The organism is Leifsonia lichenia, assembly GCF_054780215.1.
On record NZ_BAAGWT010000003.1, the window covers coordinates 1 to 22350 of the forward strand.

A 22350-nucleotide genomic window follows, 5' to 3' on the forward strand; every position below is an offset into this window, starting at 1 on the left:
AGGGTTTTTCACCGCTAGAACGTCGTTTGCGGTGAAAAACCCTGGGCTCGATTGCTTCGGCGCGGGCGGGAACTGGCGGGGAGGCGCTGGTCAGGCGTCGGGGTCGGTGGCCGCGTCCGGAGCGTCGGGGTCCGCGTCCACGTCTGCGGGGGAGGCGTGCTCGTCGTAGACAGGGGAGGCCTCACCGGGGGAGCCGCCGGTCGGGCCCTCGTTGCCGTCGCCCGCGCCCGGCCAGACCGTCTCACCGGCGACCGCATCCGTGGTCACCAGGTCGTCGGCGAAGTCCGCGGCTGCGATCGGGTCGTTCGCCGCATAGTCGACGTCGCCGTCCGCAGGGTCGACCCACCCTGCCGTGTCGCGCGCGTCGGCGTCGCCGAGCAGGTCGTCGTCGAGGCCCTCGATGCCGTCGTCCGGGATGCGGTCCATGGTGGTTCCCTTCGCCGTCGGAGTGCTGGTGCTGGTGCTGCGAACGCTACACCGCCCCGCGGCAACCGAGAAGGCGGAGCAACCCGCCGCGGGAACGACGAAGCGCCCGGTCGGGATGACCGGGCGCTCCTGTCGTGCGGGTGTCCTACTTCTTGGGCGTCGGCGTCGGGAACGTCACGCTTCCGCTGCTGCCTGCGTCGTTGACCGCGGTCTGCACGAACGAGGCGAACGCGGTGGCGTCGGTGAAGCCGCCGGAGTATCGCTGGCCGTTCACGAACACGGTCGGCGTTCCGAAGCCGTTCGCACCGCGCAACTGCGGGTCGGCGACGGCCGAGGTCGTCCGGTTCGTGACGAACTTCGCGAAGCGCTGGTCGTTCACGCAGTCGGTGATCTGCTGGGACGACGCCCCAGCACCCTTGAACAGTTTCAGCATCTCCGCGTTCGTGAGCCCTGACCCTGTCTGTTCATCCGGTTGGTTGGCGAACAGCGCGCTGTTGACGTCGAAGAACTTGTCCGGCTGATAGTTCGCCACGCAGGACGCGGCGGCCGCAGCCCTGGTGGAGTACTTCTTGTTGGTCGACGAGTCGAGGATCGCGACAGGGTGGATCTCCAGGGTCGCCTGGCCGTCCGCCATCCACTTCTTCATCTGGTCGGAGTTCGTGGTCTCGAACTGGTCGCAGTACGGGCACTGGTAGTCGAGCCAGATCTGGATGTGCGCCGTCTTGCCGTCGAGGGTCTGCTTGGTGGGTGTCGGGTCTGCGCCCTTCGCGATCGCCGGCGTGGTCACCGCCTTGTCCGATGCCGTGAGCAGGATGCCGCCGCTGAGCATGTTCTTCGGGTTGGCGACGTTGTTGGCCGCGCTGACCCCGGCGAAGATGAACCCTCCGACGATGGCGAGCACCGCGACGATTCCGACGATCACGGAGCCCTGCACGATGATCTTGCGACGCTTGGCCTTTTTGGCGGCTTCTTCGCGCATGAGGCGAGCGTGTTCCCTCGCCTCTTCCCGGCGGTCGCGTTTATTCGGCCCCGAAGCGCCCCTGCCTGTTGCCATTCGGCTCAATCCCATCAACGGTGAACAGTTCCGAGACGATGTTATTGGCTGAATGCTTTGAAGGGGCTGTGCCGGTGCCGTACCGTTGCAGGGGTGCGAGACGAAGGTGGGCGACTGTGACGGCAGCGAAAGCTGAAGAGCCGGGAGGCTCCGGCAGCGGAACGGCCGGCCTCGAGTACGCCGAGCGCCTGCGCAGGCTCGACAACTCCTGGTGGAGGAGGACGCTGAACGTCCAGGCGCCGTACCGGTACAACATCCGGCACATGCACCTCGGCAGGGTGCTGGACATCGGATGCGGTCTGGGCCGCAACCTCGCGCACCTCGGCAACAACGGGGTCGGCGTCGACCACAACCCGGAGTCGATCGCCACCGCCCGCGCCCGCGGCCTGACGGCGTTCACGAGCGAGGAGTTCCCGCACACCGAGTACGCGGTGCCAGGCGCGTTCGACGCCGCCCTCGTCGCCCACGTGGTCGAGCACCTCGACCCCGATTTCGCCGTGGAGCTCATCCAGAGCTATCTGCCCTACATCCGCTCGGGCGGACAGGTGGCGTTCATCACACCGCAGGAGCGCGGATACGCCAGCGACTCGACCCACGTCACGTTCGTCGACTTCGACGGCCTGCGCGCCCTGAGCGTGAAGCTCGGCCTGACCCCGATCCGTCAGTACTCGTTCCCGTTCCCGCGCGCGGCAGGCAAGGCGTTCCCGTACAACGAGTTCGTGATGCTGGCGCGCAAGCCGTAGCTACGGCAACAACCGCGTGAAGTGGTGCGGGACCCCCTGCCACACCGTGGTGATCTCCACCGGCCTCCCCACCTCCGGTGCCTGGATGAGGACGCCGCCGCCCAGGTAGAGGCCGATGTGCTCCTCGTCGTCGAAGACGACCAGGTCGCCGGGCTGCGCGTCGGCCTCGCTGATGCGTGTGCCGGCGTCGTCTTGCAGGTGTACCAGGTGACCGAGCTGGATGCCCGCTGACGCGTACGCGACGAGGACCAGGCCGGAGCAGTCGATGCCGTCGTGGCTGGCGCCGTCGAGTACGTACGGGTCGCCGAGGTAGGTGAGGGCGGTCGCCACGATCTGCTGTCGGGGACCGGAGGCGGAGAGGGCTGCCGTGATCGCGGTCGCCGCCTGCTGGCCGGCCGCGCCTCCCTGCGCGGTGATGACGCCGGCGATGGCTCCGGCGACCGGGTCGTCCCTGTCGCGACGGCTGTCGGAGGCGTCCGTCGTCGCCGCCCCGACCGTCAGCGACTGCAGGTGCTGCTCCGCGGCGGCGACCAGCACAACGGGCGCCGCCTCCGCCGCGATGGCCGAGTTCGTCGGCATGGCGATGAGGGCCGTGCCGACGAGGGCGATGGATGCGGCGGACGCGGCCAGTGCGCTGGTCTTGGACGGAGCAGCGGCGTGCCGGTGGCGCACCGCGGGGCGGGGACGCGCATCCAGATCGGGGGTTTCTGCGCGGTGACGGCCGCGCTCACGCCTGCCTGTCGGGACTGCGGTGGGCATACGCTCCTCGGATTGTGCAGCCCCCGCGCACGTGGTCGGTGTGCTCGCCCCCGCGTTCCAGCCTAGGAAGCGCATCCTGAGCGGAACCGGTGGATGCGGGCGGTTTGCGCGCCCGATGTCTGACGGTCCTCTCAGACCGCCGCCGTCACGCCGCCGGCGTGAACGCGACGTCCTCCACGCGCGAGCGCGGCATCGACGCACCGGCCGCGATGGTGAGCGCCGCCACCACCGCCACCGACACGAACACGGCCGTGGCGGCCGCCTGCACCGTGCCTGGATCGTGCTCGCCACCGGTGGATCCGCTGATGATCGAGTTGGCGATCGCACCGAAGACGGCGACGCCCACGGCGCTGCCGATCGACCGTGCGAACATGTTGGTGCCGGTCACGACGCCGCGCTCGTTCCAGTCGACGCTGGACTGGGCGGCGATCAGCGTCGGCGTGGCGATCAGGCCCATCCCGAGTCCGACGATGAAGCAACTGATCGCGACGAACGCGACACTCGGATGCACAGACGTGGCCGCCAGGGTGATCGCGCCGATCAGCGCGATGCCGGAGCCGAGCAGCGCGGTGTTGCGGAAGCCGATGCGCAGATAGAACCGCCCGGACTGCGAGGCCGCGATCGGCCAGCCGATGGTGAGCGCCGCCACCGCGAGCCCGGAGATCAGCGGCGTGACGTGCACGGTCCCTTCGAGATACGTTGGCACGTACGAGGTGAGGCCGATGAGGATCGCGCCGACGCCCAGGGAGACGAGCGTGGTCGTCACGAGCAGGCGCCGCGAGAACACCCAGAGCGGCAGCACGGGCTCGGCGGCCCGGCGTTCCACGATCACGAACGCCACCAGGATGAGGCCGCCGACCACGAACGAGCCGATGCTCCACACGGAGTTCCACGCCCAGCCGGTCCCGCCCTCGAGCACGGCGAGGATGAGCAGCGTCATGCCGGAGGTGAGCAGGATCGAACCCGCGTAGTCGATGCGGTGCGTGCGGCGCTCGATCTTCTCGTGGAAGGTGCGCATCAGCATCCACCCGGCCAGGATGCACAGGGGCACGTTGACGAAGAAGATCCACCTCCACGTGGTGAACTCGGAGAACAGCCCGCCGAGCGTCGGGCCGACCACGGAGGAGATCGCCCAGACGCTCGCCAGGTAGCCCTGCGCTTTGGCGCGCTCGGCGACCGTGTAGATGTCACCGGCGATGGTGACGGCCATCGGCTGGATGGCGCCGGCGCCGAGACCTTGCACGGCGCGGAAGGCGATGAGGGCCGGCATACTCCAGGCGAACCCGCAGAGCACGGAGCCGACCAGGAACAGTCCGATGCCGATCAGGACGATGGGCTTTCGTCCGATGGTGTCGGACAGTTTGGCGTAGAGCGGCACGGACACCGCCTGGGCGAGCAGGTAGACGGAGAACAGCCAGGGGAACTGGGCGAAGCCGCCGAGGTCGGCCACGATCGACGGGACGGCGGTGGCCAGGATGGTCGAGTCGATGGCGACCAGACCGGTGGTCAGCATCAAGGCGATCAGGATGGGACCGCGCTCGGATCGGAACCCGATATTGGCTGTGGTGGTGCTCGACATCGTTCTCCAGCTCTGTGCGTGTAGTTAACCCTCTACAACAACACGTCGCCTGGTCAACCATTCCCGCTTGACGTGAAAGAGGAGGGCGCCGACAATGTGAAACATGTCTTTCACATCGAGTAGACCCGAGAACAGGCGGCAGATCACCGACGCCCGCGCGCTGCGCGCCCTCGCGCATCCCCTGCGGCTCGCCCTGCTCAACCACCTGATGGCCTTCGGCACCCAGACCGCCAGCCAGTGCGCGGAGGTCGTCGGCTCGACCGCATCCAACTGCAGCTACCACCTGCGCTCGCTGGCGCGCTTCGGTCTGGTCGAGTCCGTCGACCCGGAGGACGGTCGCGAGCGACCGTGGCGCTCCACCGCGACCGGCCTGCAGTTCGGCAGCACGGACGACCCGGCCGCCGCGCTCGGCGCCGACACCGTCGAGCGCGTCCTGGTCGAGAAGCAGATCGACGACGAGGCCGCGCTCACCCGCCGCGCCGTCGCCGGCCGCGACGCGCTGCCCGACGACTGGAAGGACGCCATGACGCTCTCCGGCTACGCCCTGCGCATGACGCCCCAGGAGCTCCGCGACCTCGGCGAACGACTGGATGCGCTCATCCGCCCCTACATCGGCCTCACCCGCGAGGACGCCCCGGAGGGCAGCGACGTCGTCGCCATGCACCTCAACGCATACCGCCACCCGGATGCGAGGACATCGTGACCGACACCAGGCCCACACCCGCCGAGGCGGGGGAGCGGAAGCGCTCGCCGCTTCTCCGTCGCGACTTCGCCCTGGTCTGGGCGAGCAGCTTCATCTCCGACACGGGCGACTGGCTGCTGATGATCGCGCTGCCGCTGTTCGCGTTCGCGGTCACCGGAAGCGCGCTCGGCGCATCCACCGTGTTCCTCGCCGAGCTCCTGCCGATGCTCGTGCTCGGCAGCTTCCTCGGCGTGCTCGTCGACCGCTGGGATCACCGCAGGACCATGATCGTCGCGAACCTGCTGCAGGGCGCTCTGCTGCTGCCCCTGCTGGCCGCGTCGGGCGACCGGATGTGGATCGTCTACGTCGTCGCCGCGCTCGAAGCCTGCCTCGGCGCGATCGTCAACCCCGCCAAGCAGGCGCTCGTGCCCCGCCTCGTCGACGAGGAGCAGCTCGGCCAGGGCAACGCGCTCATGGCGGTCAGCGACAACCTGGCGCGCCTCATCGGCTCCCCGCTCGGCGGCCTCGCATTCGTGCTGGTCGGTCTGCCGGGCGTGGTGGTGGTGGATGCGGTGAGCTACCTCGTGAGCGCCGGGATCGTCGCGCTCAGCCGGCCCCGCGCATCCACTGGAGACACGGACGCGCCGCTCCCGCGCGTGCACTTCCTCCGCCAGTGGCTCGACGGTCTCGTCACCATCCGGCGGGTGCGGCCGCTCGGCGCGGTGACCGCGATCACCACGCTCGGCCAGTTCGCGCAGGGCATCTTCCTGGTCCTCTTCATCGTGTACGTGACGAACCAGCTCGGGGCGAACGGCACAGAGGTCGGGCTGCTGCGCGGTGTGCAGGCGATCGGCGGGGTGCTCGGCGGCCTCCTCAGCGGCGTGCTGCTCCGCCGGTTCACGCCGCGCACGCTCGTCGGCGCCGGCTACCTCGTGTTCGGCGCCATCTCGCTCCTCACCTGGAACCTGTACCCGGTGACGACCGCCGTCGGCGTGTACATCGGACTGTTCATCGCGGTCGGAATCCCCGCGGTGGCGACCACCACCGGCATGATCACCATCGTGCAGCGCGTCACCCCGCCGGATGCGCTCGGCCGCGTGTTCGCGTCCGTCACCACGTTCGGCGGCGCTGCCCAGGGCGCCGGGCTGCTGGTGGCCGGTTTCCTCGCCGAACGCTTCGACGTCGTCGCCATCCTCAACGGGCAGGCGCTCGTCTATGTCGCCTGCGGGATGCTCGGCCTCACGCTGCTCGGGGAGAGGGGTCGTCGCAGCGAGGGGTAGCCTGGACCGTGCCCTTTAGCGCGAAACTCGCCCGTATTGCAAGGGGAATACTGGATTCAGCCCGTAGGGTGGCCGTGTGTGGCGACTGGACAGGAAGAACGAGGATGACGACATGATGTCGGACATTCCGGACGATGACGCCCTCAATCCGCAGAACACCACGTCACCGCACGCGATCAGCCTCGGTGACCCTGCTCTCGTGGCCGGCAACATCGCCGAGCCCGTGTGGCACAGGTGGCGTGAGGAGATCGCGGCCCTCGGCGGCGCATCCCCACTGCTGCATTTCGAGGACAGCCCGCGGACCCGCATCGAGCTGAGCTCGACGCATCCTGGCGGGCTCCCGCAGTTCATCACGGGCCAGTCGACGCTGCTGTCGAGCCTGATCCGCGACGAGCTCGCCCTGCGCACGGCGCGCGCCGCCGCCAACGCGATCACCGCGAAGGGCATCGAGTTGCGCTCGGTGCGCGGCATCGAGTCCGTGCACCTCGCGATCGGGCTCGCCCAGTGGCGGCACGGCGGCGAGGAGTACACGGCGCCGATTCTGCTGCGCCCGCTCGCGATCCGTCGCTACGGCCGCGACTTCGAGCTCAAGCTCAAAGGCCAGCCGTACCTGAACCCCGAGCTGGCGCGCGCGCTCGCAGAACAGTTCCAGATAACGCTCGACGCCGATGCGTTCGTCGCCCTCGCCCTGACCAACGGCGTGTTCAAGCCCCAGCCGGTGATCGACCGGCTGCGCGGCCTGACCTCGCACCTGCCCTGGTTCAACGTGCAACCCCGGCTCGTCGTCTCGTCGTTCGCCGACGTCGCCACCGCCATGCGCGCGGAGGCGGAGGACCTCGACACGGTCGTTCTGGATGCGCTGGCCGGCAACCCAACGGCACGCCGCACGGTCGAGAGCGCCTTCAATCCCGTGCAGCCGGTCCGCCAGGACGAGCGCCCGCCCGCCACGGACACCCTGCTGCTGGATGCGGACGAAGAGCAGGAGAACGTCGTCGCCCAGATCGCGGCCGGCAACTCCATCGTCGTCAAGACGCTGCCGGGCACGGGCGGAACGCAGACCATCGTCAACGCCATCGGCGCGCTGGTCGCCCAGCACAAGCGCGTGCTGGTCGTGACCCCTCGCCGGTCGAGCATCGAGGACATCACCCACCGGCTCACCCAGGTCGGCCTGCCCGGCCTCGCCGTGACGCCGCGCTCGCTGCGCCGCGACGTGATCCAGTCGATCGGCCGCAACGAGAAGGCCACCCAGCCGAAGGTCACCGACGTGGACGAGGCGCTGGTGCGCCTGCGCAAGGTGCTGCTCGACTACCGTTCAGCGCTGACCCGCCGCGACCCGGTGCTCAAGGTCTCGGTGCTGGACGCGCTCGGCGAGCTGTCCCGCCTGTCGCTGCTGCCCACCCCGCCGTCAACGACCGCCAGACTGGACCGCGCATCCATCGAGCTGCTGGCAGGCGACAGGCCGTCCGCCGCCGACGCGCTCATCCGCGCGGCCAGGCTGGGCGAGTTCCGCTACGGCCCCAACGACTCGCCCTGGTACGGCGCCTCCTTCGGCACGACCGCGGAGGGCAACGCAGCGCACGAGCTGGCGAAGAAGCTGAACCGCTCCGAGCTGCCGCGACTGATCGAGAGGGCGAAGAGCCTGATCGGCCAGACCAGGATGCGGCCGTTCGAGTCAATCTCCGAGCTCGGCGTCTACCTGCGCCTCCTCCTCGACGTGCGAGAGACGCTCGACAAGTTCCAGCCCGCGGTCTACGACCGGTCGATCGCGGAGCTCATCGCGGCCACCGCGACGCGCCGCGAATCCCCGTCGATGTCCGGCGCGAACCGCCGCCGCCTGCGCAAGCTGGCGCTGGAGTACGTGCGCCCCGGCGTGCACGTGACCGACCTCAACGAGAGCCTGCGGCGCATCCAGCAGCAGCGCATCCTGTGGCAGCGGTTCGCCGCGGCAGGTGTGGTGCCGGAGGTTCCGGTGGGCATCGCGGACGTGCAGGTCGCGTACCAGCGCGTCGCGGAAGACCTCGCGCGCCTCGACATCCCGCTGCGCCGCACCGGGACGCCGTACTCGCTGTCCGTGCTGCCGATCGACGAGCTCACCCGCCAGATCGCCGGCCTCGCCGCCGAGTCCGAAGTGCTCGCCAACCTGCAGGAGCGCACGGCGCTCCTCACCGAGCTGCGCGAGCGCAAGCTCGACCCGCTGCTCTCCGACCTGTCCCAGCGCCACGTTCCGGAGACGCAGGTCTCCGCCGAGCTCGAACTCGCCTGGTGGCAGTCCGTGCTGGAGTCGCTGCTCGCCTCCGACCGCGCCCTGCTCAACGGCAACACGGGCGTGCTCGACCGGCTCGAAGCCGACTTCCGGCTGGTGGACGAGGCGCACGCGTCCGCCACCGGCCAGCAGCTCGCGTGGATGCTGGCCGAGACCTGGAAGATCGGCATCGTCGACTGGCCGGACGAAGCGGCAGCACTCAAGAAGCTGCTGAAGAGCGACAGGACGACGGCCGCGACCCTCAACGAGGTCGCGCCGCACCTGGCGCGCCCGCTGGCGCCGGTCTGGCTGGTGTCGCCGTACGAGGTGACCTCGATCAGCCAGGATGTGGCGTTCGACGCGGTCCTGCTGGTAGACGCGGGCGCATCCCTGCTGTCGGAGAACGTGCCGGTGATCCGCCGCGCCCGCCAGATCGTGGCGTTCGGCGACCCGGTGACGCAGACCCCGTCGCCGTTCGACATCGGAGCCCACGAATACGGGACGACCGTCGACCAGGTGGATGTGGATGCTGCCCACGCGGGTTCGGCACTGGCCGAGCTCTCCGAACTGCTCCCCGTCTACACGCTCACCCGCAGCTACCGCGCCGGGGGAGAAGACCTCGCCGATCTGGTCAACCGCCGCTTCTACGGCGGGATGATCGACTCCCTGCCCTGGGCGGGAACCTACCTCGGTCACGGCAGCCTCACCCTCAACTACGTCACGGGCGGTCAGGGGATGCCCGACAGCGACACCGGCGCGGTGGAGAGCACGGACGCCGAGGTGTCGAAGGTGGTCGAGCTGGTGCTCGAGCACGCGACGGAGCGTCCCCGCGAATCCCTCATGGTCATCACGGCCAGCGATCGGCACGCAGTGCGGGTGAACCAGGCCGTTCTCGCGGCGTTCGCCAAGCGCACGGAGCTGGCCGACTTCATCCTGAAGGACAACGCGGAGCCGTTCACGGTCGTCACGCTGGAGCAGTCGGTGGCGCAGAGCCGCGACCGCGTCATCTTCTCGATCGGCTACGGCCGCACCCCGCACGGCCGCCTGCTCTCCAACTTCGGAGCGCTCGCGGAGCCGGGAGGAGAGCGCCTGCTCGCCGTCGGCATGACCCGCGCGCGCCGCGGCATGGACATCGTCTCCTGCTTCAAGCCGGAAGACATCGACGACACCAGGATGCGCCACGGCATGGCCGCGCTCGCCCAGGTCCTCGGCGAGGCGGACCAGATCCAGGCGGCCACGGCCCAGTACCTCAGCCACGACGCCGACCCGATGGTCCTCGACCTCGCCAAGCGCCTCACCAGGCGCGGTCTGGATGTGCAGCTCGGCTACCGGGGCAAGCTCGCCCTGGTCGCCTCCCACGCGGGCCGCGCCGTCGCGGTCGAGACCGACGACGACGTCAACAAGGGCAGCCTCCGCGAGTCGCTGCGCCTGCGCCCGGACGTCCTCCGCCGCCTCGGCTGGCACTACCTCCGCGTGCACAGCTTCGAACTGTTCGCCGACCCTGACGCGGTCGCCGCCCGCATCGCGCGCCTCATCGGCATCCACGAGCCGGACACGCAGACGGCGCCGATCGCCATCCCGGTGCAGCAGCCGTAGCCATCGAGCCCGCAGTTCTGCACCGTATTCGGGTCGTTTGCGGTGAAAAAGCCTGGGATCGATGGCGACGGTACCCTGGAGGGGTGAGCGAGACGAGCAGGCGGAAGCATCGGCGCGTGCAGGTGGGCGCCGCGCCGGGGAGCGACCCTGCGCCGCAGAGCGGGCAGGGCGGGCCTGCGCCGCAGCGCGCGGCCGAGGATACCGACCTGGCCTGGAACGGCGGATCGGACAGCAACGACGAGCGGCTGCGGCAGGACGTCCCGCCGCACTGGTGAGCGGCCGCTGAGCGCTACTCCGCGTGCTTGCCGGACGCGGACGGCGGTGCGGCCTGGGTCTGCAGCAGGTCGCGGATCTCGGTGAGGAGGTCGAGCTCGGTGATGGGTGCGTCCGGCTCGACGACGCCCTGATTGCGGAGCTTCTGCGCGCGGTTCTTCGCGAGGTTGATCGGGTAGACGAAGACGAAGTAGACGACGACCGCCACGATCAGGAACTGGATGATCGCGCCGACCACAGCGCCGAACTTGATGTGGGCGTCACCGATCACCAGCGTCATGGAGTTCTCCAGGCTGTCGGCGCTGAAGATCGCTCCGATGAGCGGGTTGAACACGTTGTTGACGATCGAGTTCACCACAGCGGTGAAGGCAGCACCGATGACGACGGCCACTGCCAGGTCGATCACGTTCCCGCGGAGGATGAACTCCTTGAATCCTTTGAGCATGGCCGGTCCTTTCGGTCTGTGGGTCAGGGTTCAGTGGGACTAACTGGACGACGTGGATGCGGCGGGCGCGCTCGACGAGCCGGAGCCCGACGAGGACGAGCCCGACGAGCCGGACCCCGACGATGAACTAGAGCCCGAGGATCCAGACGACGACCCGGACCCCGTGCTCGACGACTTCGTGCCGCGCGAGTCCGTGCGGTAGAAGCCCGACCCGTTGAACGTCACGCCGACCGCGCCGAACACCTTGCGCAGGCTGCCGCCGCAGGTGGGGCAGACGGTGAGCGCGTCGTCGGTGAACGCCTGCTGGATGTCGAAGGCGGTCCCGCAGTCGCGGCACGAGTACGAATAGGTGGGCATTGTGTCAGGCTCCGGAAAGGTCGGGGTGGCGGGCGGGTTCGCCCGGCGCTGCCGTCATGAGAATTGCACGATCCTGGTCGGGGTGACAGCACCGTCGACCGGCTGATCGTGTCGTTCGCGCGGGACGTCGTCGACGAGTTCGGCATCGAACAGCACAGCGTACACCGGGGGACATTTTTCCATGCTGCCGAGGGTCTTGTCGAAATAGCCCCTGCCCCAGCCCATCCGCATTCCGGAGGCGTCGACCGACGCGGCGGGGATGACGATGAGGTCGACGTCGTTGATCGCGATCGGCCCGAGCAGCTCGCCGACCGCCTCGGGCATCCCGAACAGGCCCTCGGTCTCCGTCTCTCCGTCGCCCGTCGTCCAGTCGAGCAGGCCGTCCTCGCGGGAGATCGGCAGCAGCACGCGGATGCCCTGGGCGTGCATCCAGTTGAGGAACGGGCGCGTGTCCGGCTCGATCGGCGTCGACAGGTAGCAGGCGACGGAGCGCGCGGACAGATCGGTGGCGAGATCGATGAGGTTGCGGGTGATGCCCGCCGTCGCCGCAGCACGCTCGGTGCTGGTGAGGTTCTGTCGTCGTTCGCGGAGTTCTGCGCGCAGAGCGCGCTTGCGATGGGCGGCAGTATCCGAATCCATACGCCAATCCTAGGAGATTGCATCCAGGGGTGCCTGGAATTGCCGATACCCTGAGCAGATGGCAACGCACGTCACCAAAGCAGTCATCCCAGCAGCGGGGCTCGGCACCCGCTTCCTTCCGGCCACCAAGGCGATGCCGAAGGAGATGCTCCCCGTCGTCGACAAGCCCGCCATCCAGTATGTGGTGGAGGAGGCGGTGGACGCCGGTCTGCACGACGTCCTCATGATCACCGGCCGCAACAAGAACGCGCTCGAGAACCACTTCGACCGCAACGCCGAACTCGAGGAGACGCTCACCAGGAAGGGCGACACCGACCGGCTCGAGAAGGTCAACTACTCCACAGCCCTCGCCGACATGCACTACGTGCGCCAGGGCGACCCCAAGGGTCTCGGCCACGCCGTGCTCCGGGCGAAGATGCACGTGGGCCGCGAACCGTTCGCCGTCCTTCTCGGCGACGACATCATCGACTCGCGCGACGAACTTCTCTCCAGGATGCTCGAGGTGCAGCAGGAGCGGAACACCACCGTCGTCGCGCTGCTCGAGGTCGACCCCAGCCAGATCCACCTCTACGGCGCCGCCGCCGTCGAGGAGACCGAGGACGACGATGTCGTCCGCATCACCGGGCTGGTCGAGAAGCCCGACCGCGAGCACGCGCCGTCGAACTACGCGATCATCGGCCGCTACGTGCTGCGCCCGGAGGTCTTCGACGTGCTGGAGAAGACTGAGCCGGGCAAGGGCGGCGAGATCCAGCTCACGGATGCGCTGCAGTCGATGGCGCAGGCGCCCGACTGGACCGGCGGCGTGTACGGCGTCGTCTTCCGCGGCCGCCGCTACGACACCGGCGACCGGCTCGACTACATCAAGGCGATCGTGCAGCTCGCCTCCGACCGCGAGGATCTCGGCCCCGACCTTCGCCCCTGGCTCCGCGAGTTCGCGGCCGGGCTCGAGGACGAGCCGGAGGAGATCCTGCCGGAGATGCCAGCGGAGCCGGCCGAACCCGTCGAAACCGTCGCCGACCCGGCCAACTAGCCGCACCACGAAGGAGAGGTCCGTGGCGATCGTCGTACCGTCACTCAGCGAGGGCAGGGTGGGGCTCAGGCCCATTCGCCTCCGCGACGCCCGCGGTCTGGAGCGTTCCCTGCTCGACAACCGGAGCTGGCTGCGCCAGTGGGAGGCGACCAGCCCGTACGCGCCGACGTCGTTCGACACCCGGTCGAGCATCCGGTCGCTGCTGGCGAACGCGCGGGCAGGGCACGGTCTGCCGTTCATCGTCGAGTACGACGGGCAGTTGGCCGGGCAGCTCAACGTGTCGTCGATCACCTACGGTTCGCTGTCGAGCGCGACCATCGGCTACTGGGTCTCCGAGGAGTTCGCCGGGCGCAACATCACGCCGACAGCGGTCGCCCTGGCCACGGACTACTGCTTCTATCAGCTCGGGCTGCACCGGATGGAGATCTGCATCCGGCCGGAGAACGGTCCGAGCCTGCGCGTGGTCGAGAAGCTCGGCTTCCGCTACGAGGGGCTGCGCCGCCGGTACATCCACATCAACGGCGACTGGCGGGATCACTTCTGCTTCGGGCTGGTCACGGAGGAGCTGACCCAGGGCGTCCTGCGCCGCTGGCTCGACGGCAACGCCCCGGTGGATGCGGCGACCATCCCGGCCGAGGACAGAGCGGCCGCCGCGATCCCCATCCCGATCGCACGACAGCACTGACGACACCGGGCCGGATGCGGCTGCGCTGAGTCGCCCCTGCATCCGGGCTGAGAGAACTCTCCATCGCGAACACACCCGGCGCGCTGCCGGGCTGCGGGACACGCCGCCCCCTACCGTAGAGGCATGACAGGGGACGTGATGGGCGGTGGGGTGGTCGTTGCCATCGCCGCTGCGCTGTGGCTGGCCTATCTCATCCCGGTGTGGCTGCGCAGGCGTGAGTATCTGGCGACCGAACGCAACGCGGTGCGGCTGCAGCAGACGCTGCGCATCCTCGCCGAGACGAGCGAGGTGCCGGAGCAGGTGCGCATGGAGGCGACGGCGCGCACGGTGGCAGAGCAGCAGCGCATCCTGAAGCGCGCAGAGCAGAAGAAGCTCACCGAGGCCCGCGCCGCCGCCGCTGCGCACGCTCGCCGCGAGCAGGCCATCGCGGAGGAGGAGCGCCGCGTCGCAGAGGAGGCGGAGGCTGCCGCTGCCGACGCCATCGCCCTCGAACGCGCCGCCCGGGCCGCAGCAGCCCAGCGCGCCCGCGTCCTCGCGGCAGCGACCGCGATCCCGAAGCTCTCGCCCCAGCGCCGCCGCAGGCTGCGCCGTTCGCGGGGTCTGAGCACGCTCGTCCTCGTCGCCGCCGTTGTCGGGGGAGTGATCGGCACGGTCTCGCTTGTCGCCACCGGCGCGTGGCTCACGCTCGCGGTCTCCGCCGTCGTCGGGGTCCTGGCCATCGGGATGCTCGTGCGTCTCGCCGGAGCGGAGCGCACGGCCGCGGTGTCGACCGTGGTGCCGCTCGCCGCGCCCATCGCACCCGCGCTCTACGACGACGCCAAGCACGACGTTCAGCAGGTCAGCCGGCCCCGTCAGGAGAGCTGGACCCCGCGCCCGCTGCCCAAGCCGCTTCACCTCTCCCGCGGAACCGTCGCGGCGACGGCCATGGCGTCGATGGATGCGGCCACCGCACTGCGCCGCTCTGCCGCCCTGGCCGAGGTCGAGCGCAAGGCGGCGGAGCGCGTCCCCGCTCCGTTGCCTCTGCGGCCGGTCGCGACGGTGGCCGCCGCCACGGCGCAGGCGGCGCCCGCCATGCAGACCGCTCACGCGGCTCCTTCGTCCGTCGCCGTTGCGCCGGCGCAGGAGCCCAGCCGGTACGCGGCCATGGGCCTCGTCGGCGACCTCGACAGCAACGCGATCGACCTCGACGCCGTGCTCCGCAGGCGACGCGCCGCAAGCTAGCCCCGATTCGATTTCGTCCCCCCTGGGATGATATTGTTTGGGAGCAGTTCACGGGGCTATGGCGCAGTTGGTAGCGCGCTTCGTTCGCATCGAAGAGGTCAGGAGTTCGAATCTCCTTAGCTCCACCACCACACGGGCCGCACTTCCTAGGAAGTGCGGCCCGTGTTCTTTTAGCGCCAGTTCGATTACATTCCTTGCTTGCGATATTTAAGGCGTAGGTTCTGCGCTGCGTGCAGGTCGCCGGCTTCTGAGTAGGGTGGCAGCGGCCCGGGTCCTGAGCTGGAGGCGATCGTAGCGCGAACTTTCAGGTCGCCCTAGTGTTGGCATCATCGCTCAAGAAGCGTCTGTGGAGGCGTAGCGCGAGATCGGTTTCGCGGGAGGACGTGTGGGATGAAGAGTCAGCCTCAACCTTGGCGGCATTCACGGGACTTTGCATCGCCGAGTTCGTACTTCGCCGAGACGGAATCGCTGGTGAACTCATTCGATGAACTCAACATTGTCGTGAGCGAAATCCAAAGTGCTCATCGGGGAAAACTGCTTTGGCGGGGGCAGGAGGATGCCAGATGGGGGCTTCACAGCTCACTTTTCAGGACGCTTGCCGAAAAACAAGGGGTCCAACTTGTCCGAGAGTTCCCGGGCGAAATAATGTACGTCGACAAGCAACAATTTCCAGACGAGGATGACCTAGTTGAGGCCGAGAGACGAACGCTAGAAATCGCGAGGAAAGACTGGAGATTTGATTCCCTCGCCGCCCTGGAGATTCTGGCGCGGGTGCAGCATCACGGCGGTCCAACTCGATTAATAGATTTCAGTTTCAATCCATATATTGCGGCTTGGTTTGCAACCGCGTCCGCCAACTCGACGGACGGAAGGCTCTTCGCCCTTGCGACTCATGGTCCGGCTCAGAATTCTTCCGAGCCGCAAGTCATGCTCGATGAAGAATGGGGAGGCCACAGGCTCCCATGGCACGACTGGCTGACCAAAGAGCGAAGAAACGACCACAACTGGGGAAACGGTTCCCTTAGGCGTTTCTGGGTGCCCCCGGTGTACGACAGCCGCATGCTTGCGCAGAATGCTGTGTTCATCGTCGAAGGGGTACCTATCAGCGGGATGCAAATTCAGTCGAGTTTCAGAAAGCGCAATAGTCCGAAGAGCAACGACAACTGGAGGATGGCAGATTTGGTTGCCTCCGGGTCCATCTACATGAAGTTACTCAAGCCCGACGAAGTCAATCAGAGCACGGCGCGAAACTTGGCGTCGACGTACACGGTGAGAATCAGCGCCGAGGGAAAGGAAAGTACTCGAGACCGTCTTCAGAATCTATTTGGCTATAGCGATTCGACGATCTATCCAGACATTGAGGGGCTGTGCAGACACTTGGCAGTGAATCTCTAGTCTCTTTGTCTGACCAGCGACAAGAGTGTCGCCGCTGCGCCGTCTCCCCGGCGCTCACACCACCAGCAGCACCGCCAGCACCACCATCAGCACCGCGATGCACCCGTCCAGGATGCGCCACGCGACGGGCCGCGCGAAGACCGGGGCGAGGTAGCGTGCGCCGAAGCCGAGCATTCCGAACCAGAGGATGCTGGCCGTCACCGCGCCCGCGCCGAACACCCAGCGGCCCGGGTCGCCGTGCGAGGCGCTGAGCGAGCCGAGCAGCAGCACGGTGTCGAGGTAGACGTGCGGGTTGAGCCAGGTGAGCGCGAGGCAGGTGCCGACCGCGGCAAGCAGGGAGGTCGCCGCGGCGCCGGTGCCGGCGTCGAGGCGCTCGGGGCGGAGCGCGCGGCGGGCGGCGAACAGCGCGTAGAGCAGAAGGAACGCGAAGCCCGCCCAGCGGATGATCTCCAGGGTGATGGGCGCGGAGCGGATGATCGCGCCGATCCCCGCCACGCCGGCCGCGATCAGCGCCGCGTCGCTCGCCACGCAGATCAGCACGATCGGGAGCACGTGCTCGCGCCGCAGCCCCTGCCGCAGCACGTAGGCGTTCTGCGCGCCGATCGCGATGATCAGCGAGGCTCCGGCGCCGAGGCCGGTCAGATAGACGGCGAAGGCGGAAGCGGGGGTCACACATCGAGACTAGGCATCGACGTGCGTGCAGGGAAGCTCATGATTCTTACCTTCCATTAGCATTGCTGTCGATGGATGCCAGCACCGATCAGCTCCGCACGCTCGCCGCGGTCGTCGACCACGGCACCTTCGACCGCGCCGCCGCCGCCCTGCACATCACGCCGTCCGCGGTCAGCCAGCGGATGCGCTCCCTCGAATCGCAGGTGGGCCGCGTGCTCGTCCGCCGCAGCAAGCCGATCGAGCCGACAGAGGCAGGCCGCGTCCTGCTCACCCTCGCGCGTCAGGTTGCGCTGCTGGAGAGCGAAGCAGTGGATGCGCTCGGCGGTGACGAGGCGGGCGCCGTCCCGCGCATCCCGCTGGTGGTCAACGCCGACTCCCTCGCGACCTGGGTGCTGCCCGCGCTCGCAGAGCTCGGCGACATCGCGTTCGACATCGTGCTCGACGACCAGGAGCACACCCTCGACCGGCTGCGGGACGGCACGGCGATGGCCGCGATCAGCTCCGACCGCGAGCCGGTGCAGGGCTGCACCGTCACCCGGCTGGGGGCGATGCGCTACCGGGCGGCGGCGAGCCCGGCGTTCGCGGCCCGCTGGCTGCCGGACGGCTGGACGGCGGAGGCGATGGCCGCCGCGCCGATGCTGGTGTTCGACCGGAAGGACGCCCTGCAGGACCGCTACCTCGCCGCTCACGCTCCTGGCGCGCATCCACCGCGTCACTACGTGCCTGCGTCGAGCGAGTTCGTGCGGGCGGCCGAGCTCGGGCTCGGCTGGGGGATGCTGCCCGACCTGCAGACCGCCGCGCAGCTCGCCTCGGGCGGCCTCGTGGTGCTCGACGATGCCGACCCGGTCGACGTGCCGTTGTTCTGGCACCAGTGGTCGCTGCAGTCCTCGACGCTCGCCGCTGTCGCATCCACGCTGGCCGCCGCCGCCGCTCGCGCTCTCCGGTAGCCCGCGACGGCACGCCGAGGCGGTAGGCGGCAGCAGGCAGGCGGCAGGCGGCAGGCGGCGGGCAGCAGGCGGCGGGCGGCAGGCAGCAGGCAGCGCCCCAGCCCGCTCAGGCGGTGGCGCGCACGATCTCGAAGAACGCGCGCATGTCGGCCGCGACGAGCTCCGGAGTCTGCTTGGCGGTGAAGTGACCGCCCGTCTGCAGGTCGTTCCAGAAGCGGATGTCGGTGTACGTGCGCTCGGCGTAGCTGCGCGGGAAGCCGCGTTCGCCGTACTGGATCGAGACGCCGACCGGCACGTGGATGCGCGGCATCGGCGGCTCCTGCGCGTCGTCGTAGTACGCGCGGAACGAGGTGCCGATGGACCCCGTGAACCAGTAGAGCGCGATGGTGGTGAGGAGTTCGTCCGTCGTCCACCAGGTGTGCACGTCGTCGGAGCCGCTCCACTCGCGGAACTTCTCCAGCAGCCAGGCGGCGAGCCCGGCCGGGGAGTCGGTGAGCCCGACGGCGAGGGTGTCCGGGCGCGTTGACTGCTGCGCCGAGTACGCGCTCGCCCTGGCCCACTTGCGGTCGAGCCACGCCACGAACGCCTGCTCGTCGTCGGTCAGATGGGCCGCGCGCTCCTTCGGCGGGAACGCTGCGTGCGTCGCGAACAGGCCGAGCACGGCGTCGGGGTGCAGGGCGGCGAGGCGGTCGCTGGTCCAGGTGCCGACATCCTCTCCGTAGGTGGCGTAGCGCTGGTAGCCGAGCACGTCGGTCATCAGCGTGTGCCAGCGTTCGGCGACGACGTCGGAGGTGAACGGCTCGGCCATCGGCGCGGAGAAACCGAATCCGGGAAGCGACGGCACGACCACGTCGAACGTCTGCCCGGAGCCGTCGTCGCTGCTGAGCAGGTGCGCCAGAGGCAACATCTCGATGAACGAGTACGGCCAGCCGTGGCTCAGCACGATCGGGATGGGGTCTGCAGCACCCGCGCTGCGCTGCCCGCGCAGGTGGGCGAAGTGCACCAGGTCGCCGCCGATCACGGAGGTGTACTGCGGCACCGCGTTCAGCCCGGCCTCGGCCGCTCGCCAGTCGTACCGGTCGCGCCACTCGTCCATCAGCGCGCGCAGGGTCGGGATGTCGACGCCGGCCGCCCAGGGTGCGGCGGGGGTCTGCGCCGGGTAGCGCGTGCGGTCCAGCCGCGCGTGCAAGTCGGCGAGGTCGTCGTCGGGCACGGCGATGCGGAACGGGACGGCCTCGGTGAACGAGACGGCGGGTGCGGCGGCCATGGGCCGAGCGTACGCCGAACCACCGACACGACCGCGGGCGGAGTCCCCGGCAGCGCTGCTGTCGTCAGAGCGTCGCCAGCACCAGGTCGAGCGCATCCACGAACCGGTCGGCGCTCTCTCGCGTGATGCACAGCGGCGGCTTGATCTTGAGCACGTTCTTGTGGTCTCCCGTCGGCTGCACCACGCACCCCTCCGCGAGCATCCTGTCGCAGATCGCCGCGGCCTCGGCCGTGGCCGGTTCGAGGGTCTCGCGGTCGCGCACGAGCTCGACGCCGAGGTACAGCCCGAGCCCGTGCACCGCCCCGATCAAGGCGTGGCGTTCGCCGAGCGCACGCAGCTGCGCGGCGAGGTGGTCGCCGACCTCGGCGGCGTTCCGCTGCAGCTCCTCATCGCGCATGATGTCGAGCACGGTCAGCCCGACCGTGGCGCTCACGGGGCTGCCGCCCGCGGACGAGAAGAAGCTGCCCTCCGCCGCGAACGAGTCGGCGATGGCCTTCGTCGTGATCACGGCACCGAGCGGGTGCCCGTTGCCCATCGCCTTGGCAACGGTGATGATGTCCGGCACCACGCCCTGCTGCTCCGAGCCCCAGAAGGAGTGCCCGAGCCTGCCGTAGCCCACCTGCACCTCGTCGGCGATGCACACGCCGCCGCGATGCCGGATGCGCTGGTACACGCCGTGCAGGTAGCCGTCCGGGAGCATGACACCGCCGGCGTTCCCGAACACCGGCTCCGCGATGAAGCCGGCGACGGTCTGCCCGGAGGCGTCGAGTGCGGCGAGGTCCGCATCCAGGTCGGCCAGGTATGCGGGGGCGGAGTCCGCTCCCCGGTGGCGGCCCCGGTAGGCGTGCGGCGAGGCCACCAGCCGCACCCAGTCCGGGCGCGTCTCCAGCGCGCGCGGGTTGTCGCCGATCGACGACGACACCGCGTCGGCACCGACCGTCCAGCCGTGGTAGGCCTCGGTGACCGCCAGGACGGTGCGGCGCCCGGTGTGCGTCTGCGCCAGCCGCAGCGCCAGGTCGACGGCCTCGCTTCCGCTGTTGACGAGGAACACCGTGTCGAGCGGTGCGGGGGCGAGCTCGGCCAGGCGCGCGGTGAAGCGCGCGAGTTCCTGGTAATGGAACCGCGAGTTCGTGTTGAGCAGCGCCCACTGGTCGCGCACGCCGGAGACGAGCCGCGGATGCGCGTGCCCCACCGCTGTCACGTTGTTCACCATGTCGATGTAGCTCTGCCCGTGCGTGTCGACGAGGTGGTGTCGCCAGCCGCGCTCGATCAGCGGCGGCTCCGCGAAGTAGTGCTCCTGCACGGTCGCGAACGTGTCGTCGCGCTGGGCGAGCGCGACCGCGGCGTCGCTCTCCGGCGCGGCGAGGTCGGCGCCGAACAGCGGAGACGGGTCGGGAGAGAGCTGCTCCCACAGCGATCGCGGGACGCTCGGGGTCACGAACGACGGAGGCCGTCGCCCGCGCACCCTGCTGAACTGCACGGTGAGGGTGACGGCCGCGCCGATCGCCTCTCCCGCCGTGACGTGCGCGGTGGTGAGCGGGCGGCTGAGACCGTCGAGCCACAGGTCGACGTCGTCACCGCGCAGCCGCCACGAGCCATCGACCAGGGCGAGCTCCCCGGCGAACGGGGCGGTCACGTCGACGCCGCCCGGCGCATCCAGGGTCACCGAGAGCGCACGGGTGGCGGACGCTGCACGCCGGTCGATGGATGCGCGGGTGAGGCGGTTCTCCGCGTAGCGGGTGACGGCGTGCCCGTGCTCGCGGCAGATGGCGGCGAGCACTCCGGCCTCTGCGGCGTCGTCGAGCCAGCGGCCGGCGTCGAGGGCGTGCGAGGTGACGGAGAGATCGGCGACGTGCCGCACCTCGGTGGCGAGCCCGACCAGTGGCGAGCCGGCGAGCGGAGCGGCGGTCAGGACCGGGGAGCCACCGGCCGCGTGCTCCAGCCGCCACCGCAGCGCCGCTTCGAACTCGGCGGCGTCGATGCGCCGCGCCACGTCGAAGGCGAGCCACTCGTGGGCGCGGTTCTCGTCCGCGTACCTGTTGTCGCCGTCGAGCGCGACCTGCTGCTCGCCGCTCACCACGAGCACGGCCCCGCGCAGCACGACGAGCGGCCAGAGCGCCGCGATGTCGGCGTCGTCGAGCGGAGACTCGGCAGCGAACGCCTCCACAACGTCGAGCACTGCCAGCGGATCGGCGGGCACGTGGTGCAGCGCGCTGGTGACTGTGGCGGCCAGCTCGCCCACCAGCCAGCCGTCTGCCACGTCGCCGAAATCGATCACCCCTGCGCTGCCTGCCCGGCCGCCGGCGTCCGCGCCGTCTGCGCCGTCTGCACCGTCCGCGCCGCCGTGGCCCGCGTCACCCGGCGCCAGCACGATGTTGTCGTCCGTCACGTCGCCGTGCACCGCCTGCACCCGCAGCCGCGTTCGCAGTGGGGCCAGGCTGGCGAGCGCCGCATCCACTGTCTCGCGCACCACGCGGCGTTTGGCGGGGTCGGCGACGTGGTCGAGGAGGAGGTCGACGACCTCGCCGCCGATCCGCGCATCCCACTGGGTGGTGCGCGCGAGCCCGGGGTGCCGGAGAGTGGCCAGTCCGGCAGCCACTGTGCCTGCGAGTGTGCCGAGAGTGCGCAGTTGCTCCGTGGACGGCTCTGCGACGCCGGTGAGTGGTTCGCCGTCGAGGTAGCCGAGCAGCCGGACGAGCAGCGAGACCCCGCGCACCTCGACCGCGACCAGGTCGCTGCCGTCCGTCGCCGTCAGCACCTCGGGGATGCGCACGCCCGACCCGGCGAGCGTCGCCATCGCCGCGTTCTGCGCGCGCAGCTCGTCGGCGGAGAACACCGGATTGGCGAGCTTCAGCACGTAGCGGGCCGTCCCCGTGTCGATGAGGAAGTTGCGGTCCTGCTGACTGCCGAGCTCGGTGACGGTGCCCGTCAGGCCGTAGTGCTCCGCGGCGATCGCGGCGGCGTCGTCGCCGGTCGCGTCTGGCCGTGGGAGCGACGGCTGGGCGAGGAAGTCGAAGTTCGGCACGGGGGACTCCAGGGCTCGGCGTCAGGGTGTCGA

General features: G+C 69.5%; 20 protein-coding genes and 1 tRNA gene. 11 read left to right on the plus strand and 10 right to left on the minus strand.

The features are described from left to right. Positions 1–90 precede the first annotated feature (90 nt). Both ACYVGI_RS09805 and ACYVGI_RS09810 read right to left on the minus strand, forming a co-directional pair. Entirely contained in the window at positions 91–426 is a 336-nt protein-coding gene (locus tag ACYVGI_RS09805) for a hypothetical protein (RefSeq protein WP_460632437.1), read from the minus strand. Between the two features lie 145 nt (positions 427–571). Further along, on the minus strand, positions 572–1405 hold the full coding sequence (locus ACYVGI_RS09810) for a DsbA family protein (RefSeq protein ID WP_460632438.1): 834 nt from the start codon (positions 1403–1405) through the stop codon (positions 572–574). Positions 1406–1596: 191 nt separating this feature from the next. Here ACYVGI_RS09810 and ACYVGI_RS09815 point away from each other — a divergent pair, with 191 nt between their 5' ends. Further along, positions 1597–2223 carry a class I SAM-dependent methyltransferase gene (locus ACYVGI_RS09815; RefSeq protein ID WP_402851263.1) on the plus strand — a complete coding sequence of 209 codons (627 nt, stop codon included), beginning with the start codon at positions 1597–1599 and terminating at the stop codon, positions 2221–2223. Here the strand turns inward: ACYVGI_RS09815 and ACYVGI_RS09820 are convergent, their stop codons facing one another. Continuing rightward, positions 2224–2982 carry a C40 family peptidase gene (locus ACYVGI_RS09820; protein WP_460632439.1) on the minus strand — a complete coding sequence of 253 codons (759 nt, stop codon included), beginning with the start codon at positions 2980–2982 and terminating at the stop codon, positions 2224–2226. It abuts the gene before it with no gap. Positions 2983–3127: 145 nt separating this feature from the next. Then, a complete protein-coding gene (locus ACYVGI_RS09825) occupies positions 3128–4561 on the minus strand; it encodes an MFS transporter (protein WP_460632440.1) in 1434 nt (477 codons plus the stop codon). Positions 4562–4664: 103 nt separating this feature from the next. On the opposite strand from ACYVGI_RS09825, the gene ACYVGI_RS09830 reads away from it, so the two are divergent. The 4 genes from ACYVGI_RS09830 (at position 4665) to ACYVGI_RS09845 (ending at position 10636) form a co-directional block, all read left to right on the plus strand. Beyond that, entirely contained in the window at positions 4665–5264 is a 600-nt protein-coding gene (locus tag ACYVGI_RS09830) for a helix-turn-helix domain-containing protein (protein ID WP_460632441.1), read from the plus strand. Next, positions 5261–6523, plus strand: a complete 1263-nt coding sequence (locus ACYVGI_RS09835) for an MFS transporter (RefSeq protein ID WP_460632442.1) — start codon at positions 5261–5263, stop codon at positions 6521–6523. Before ACYVGI_RS09830 ends, ACYVGI_RS09835 begins: the two co-directional genes overlap by 4 nt. A gap of 112 nt (positions 6524–6635) precedes the next feature. Beyond that, positions 6636–10361, plus strand: coding sequence for an AAA family ATPase (locus ACYVGI_RS09840; protein WP_460632443.1), 3726 nt, complete (start codon positions 6636–6638; stop codon positions 10359–10361). An 83-nt stretch (positions 10362–10444) separates the two neighbouring features. Then, on the plus strand, positions 10445–10636 hold the full coding sequence (locus ACYVGI_RS09845) for a hypothetical protein (RefSeq protein WP_460632444.1): 192 nt from the start codon (positions 10445–10447) through the stop codon (positions 10634–10636). Positions 10637–10650: 14 nt separating this feature from the next. On the opposite strand, the gene mscL is transcribed toward ACYVGI_RS09845, so the two are convergent. The 3 genes from mscL to ACYVGI_RS09860 are packed head-to-tail and all read right to left on the minus strand — an operon-like array spanning position 10651 to position 12075. Next, positions 10651–11079, minus strand: a complete 429-nt coding sequence (gene mscL / locus ACYVGI_RS09850) for a large conductance mechanosensitive channel protein MscL (protein WP_460632445.1) — start codon at positions 11077–11079, stop codon at positions 10651–10653. A gap of 39 nt (positions 11080–11118) precedes the next feature. Next, complete coding sequence (locus ACYVGI_RS09855; RefSeq protein ID WP_460632446.1) at positions 11119–11436, minus strand: FmdB family zinc ribbon protein; 318 nt, start codon at positions 11434–11436, stop codon at positions 11119–11121. 54 nt (positions 11437–11490) lie between these two features. After that, complete coding sequence (locus ACYVGI_RS09860) at positions 11491–12075, minus strand: 5-formyltetrahydrofolate cyclo-ligase (RefSeq protein WP_460632447.1); 585 nt, start codon at positions 12073–12075, stop codon at positions 11491–11493. A gap of 58 nt (positions 12076–12133) precedes the next feature. Between ACYVGI_RS09860 and galU the strand changes: the two genes are divergently transcribed. The 5 genes from galU to ACYVGI_RS09885 all read left to right on the plus strand — a co-directional run bounded on the left by galU (position 12134) and on the right by ACYVGI_RS09885 (position 16406). Continuing rightward, positions 12134–13105 (plus strand): UTP--glucose-1-phosphate uridylyltransferase GalU, encoded by a 972-nt coding sequence (gene galU, locus ACYVGI_RS09865; RefSeq protein WP_460632448.1) that lies wholly within the window; start codon positions 12134–12136, stop codon positions 13103–13105. A 22-nt stretch (positions 13106–13127) separates the two neighbouring features. Next, entirely contained in the window at positions 13128–13790 is a 663-nt protein-coding gene (locus ACYVGI_RS09870; protein WP_460632449.1) for a GNAT family N-acetyltransferase, read from the plus strand. A gap of 123 nt (positions 13791–13913) precedes the next feature. After that, on the plus strand, positions 13914–15011 hold the full coding sequence (locus tag ACYVGI_RS09875; protein ID WP_460632450.1) for a hypothetical protein: 1098 nt from the start codon (positions 13914–13916) through the stop codon (positions 15009–15011). Between the two features lie 52 nt (positions 15012–15063). Further along, positions 15064–15139, plus strand: a tRNA-Ala gene (locus ACYVGI_RS09880). A 343-nt stretch (positions 15140–15482) separates the two neighbouring features. Then, positions 15483–16406 (plus strand): FRG domain-containing protein, encoded by a 924-nt coding sequence (locus tag ACYVGI_RS09885; protein ID WP_460632451.1) that lies wholly within the window; start codon positions 15483–15485, stop codon positions 16404–16406. Between the two features lie 54 nt (positions 16407–16460). Here ACYVGI_RS09885 and ACYVGI_RS09890 read toward each other — a convergent pair whose 3' ends face one another. Continuing rightward, the gene (locus tag ACYVGI_RS09890; RefSeq protein ID WP_460632452.1) at positions 16461–17078 is read right to left on the minus strand and encodes a LysE/ArgO family amino acid transporter; all 618 of its coding nucleotides are present in this window, start codon (positions 17076–17078) and stop codon (positions 16461–16463) included. 71 nt (positions 17079–17149) lie between these two features. Here ACYVGI_RS09890 and ACYVGI_RS09895 point away from each other — a divergent pair, with 71 nt between their 5' ends. After that, positions 17150–18025 (plus strand): LysR family transcriptional regulator ArgP, encoded by an 876-nt coding sequence (locus ACYVGI_RS09895; RefSeq protein ID WP_460632453.1) that lies wholly within the window; start codon positions 17150–17152, stop codon positions 18023–18025. Positions 18026–18131: 106 nt separating this feature from the next. Here ACYVGI_RS09895 and ACYVGI_RS09900 read toward each other — a convergent pair whose 3' ends face one another. Further along, positions 18132–19292, minus strand: a complete 1161-nt coding sequence (locus ACYVGI_RS09900) for an epoxide hydrolase family protein (protein ID WP_460632454.1) — start codon at positions 19290–19292, stop codon at positions 18132–18134. Between the two features lie 64 nt (positions 19293–19356). Continuing rightward, positions 19357–22317, minus strand: coding sequence for an aminotransferase (locus ACYVGI_RS09905; protein WP_460632455.1), 2961 nt, complete (start codon positions 22315–22317; stop codon positions 19357–19359). Between the last annotated feature and the right edge of the window lie 33 nt (positions 22318–22350).

Bases quoted from the DNA above. Each gene is read 5' to 3' on its own strand.
- ACYVGI_RS09825 (WP_460632440.1), bottom strand. From the start codon at position 4,561: ATGTCGAGCACCACCACAGCCAATATCGGGTTCCGATCCGAGCGCGGT.
- ACYVGI_RS09830 (WP_460632441.1), top strand. From the start codon at position 4,665: ATGTCTTTCACATCGAGTAGACCCGAGAACAGGCGGCAGATCACCGAC.
- galU (WP_460632448.1), top strand. From the start codon at position 12,134: ATGGCAACGCACGTCACCAAAGCAGTCATCCCAGCAGCGGGGCTCGGC.
- ACYVGI_RS09820 (WP_460632439.1), bottom strand. From the start codon at position 2,982: ATGCCCACCGCAGTCCCGACAGGCAGGCGTGAGCGCGGCCGTCACCGC.
- ACYVGI_RS09900 (WP_460632454.1), bottom strand. From the start codon at position 19,292: ATGGCCGCCGCACCCGCCGTCTCGTTCACCGAGGCCGTCCCGTTCCGC.
- mscL (WP_460632445.1), bottom strand. From the start codon at position 11,079: ATGCTCAAAGGATTCAAGGAGTTCATCCTCCGCGGGAACGTGATCGAC.
- ACYVGI_RS09895 (WP_460632453.1), top strand. From the start codon at position 17,150: ATGGATGCCAGCACCGATCAGCTCCGCACGCTCGCCGCGGTCGTCGAC.
- ACYVGI_RS09860 (WP_460632447.1), bottom strand. From the start codon at position 12,075: ATGGATTCGGATACTGCCGCCCATCGCAAGCGCGCTCTGCGCGCAGAA.
- ACYVGI_RS09810 (WP_460632438.1), bottom strand. From the start codon at position 1,405: ATGCGCGAAGAAGCCGCCAAAAAGGCCAAGCGTCGCAAGATCATCGTG.
- ACYVGI_RS09840 (WP_460632443.1), top strand. From the start codon at position 6,636: ATGATGTCGGACATTCCGGACGATGACGCCCTCAATCCGCAGAACACC.
- ACYVGI_RS09805 (WP_460632437.1), bottom strand. From the start codon at position 426: ATGGACCGCATCCCGGACGACGGCATCGAGGGCCTCGACGACGACCTG.
- ACYVGI_RS09855 (WP_460632446.1), bottom strand. From the start codon at position 11,436: ATGCCCACCTATTCGTACTCGTGCCGCGACTGCGGGACCGCCTTCGAC.
- ACYVGI_RS09875 (WP_460632450.1), top strand. From the start codon at position 13,914: ATGACAGGGGACGTGATGGGCGGTGGGGTGGTCGTTGCCATCGCCGCT.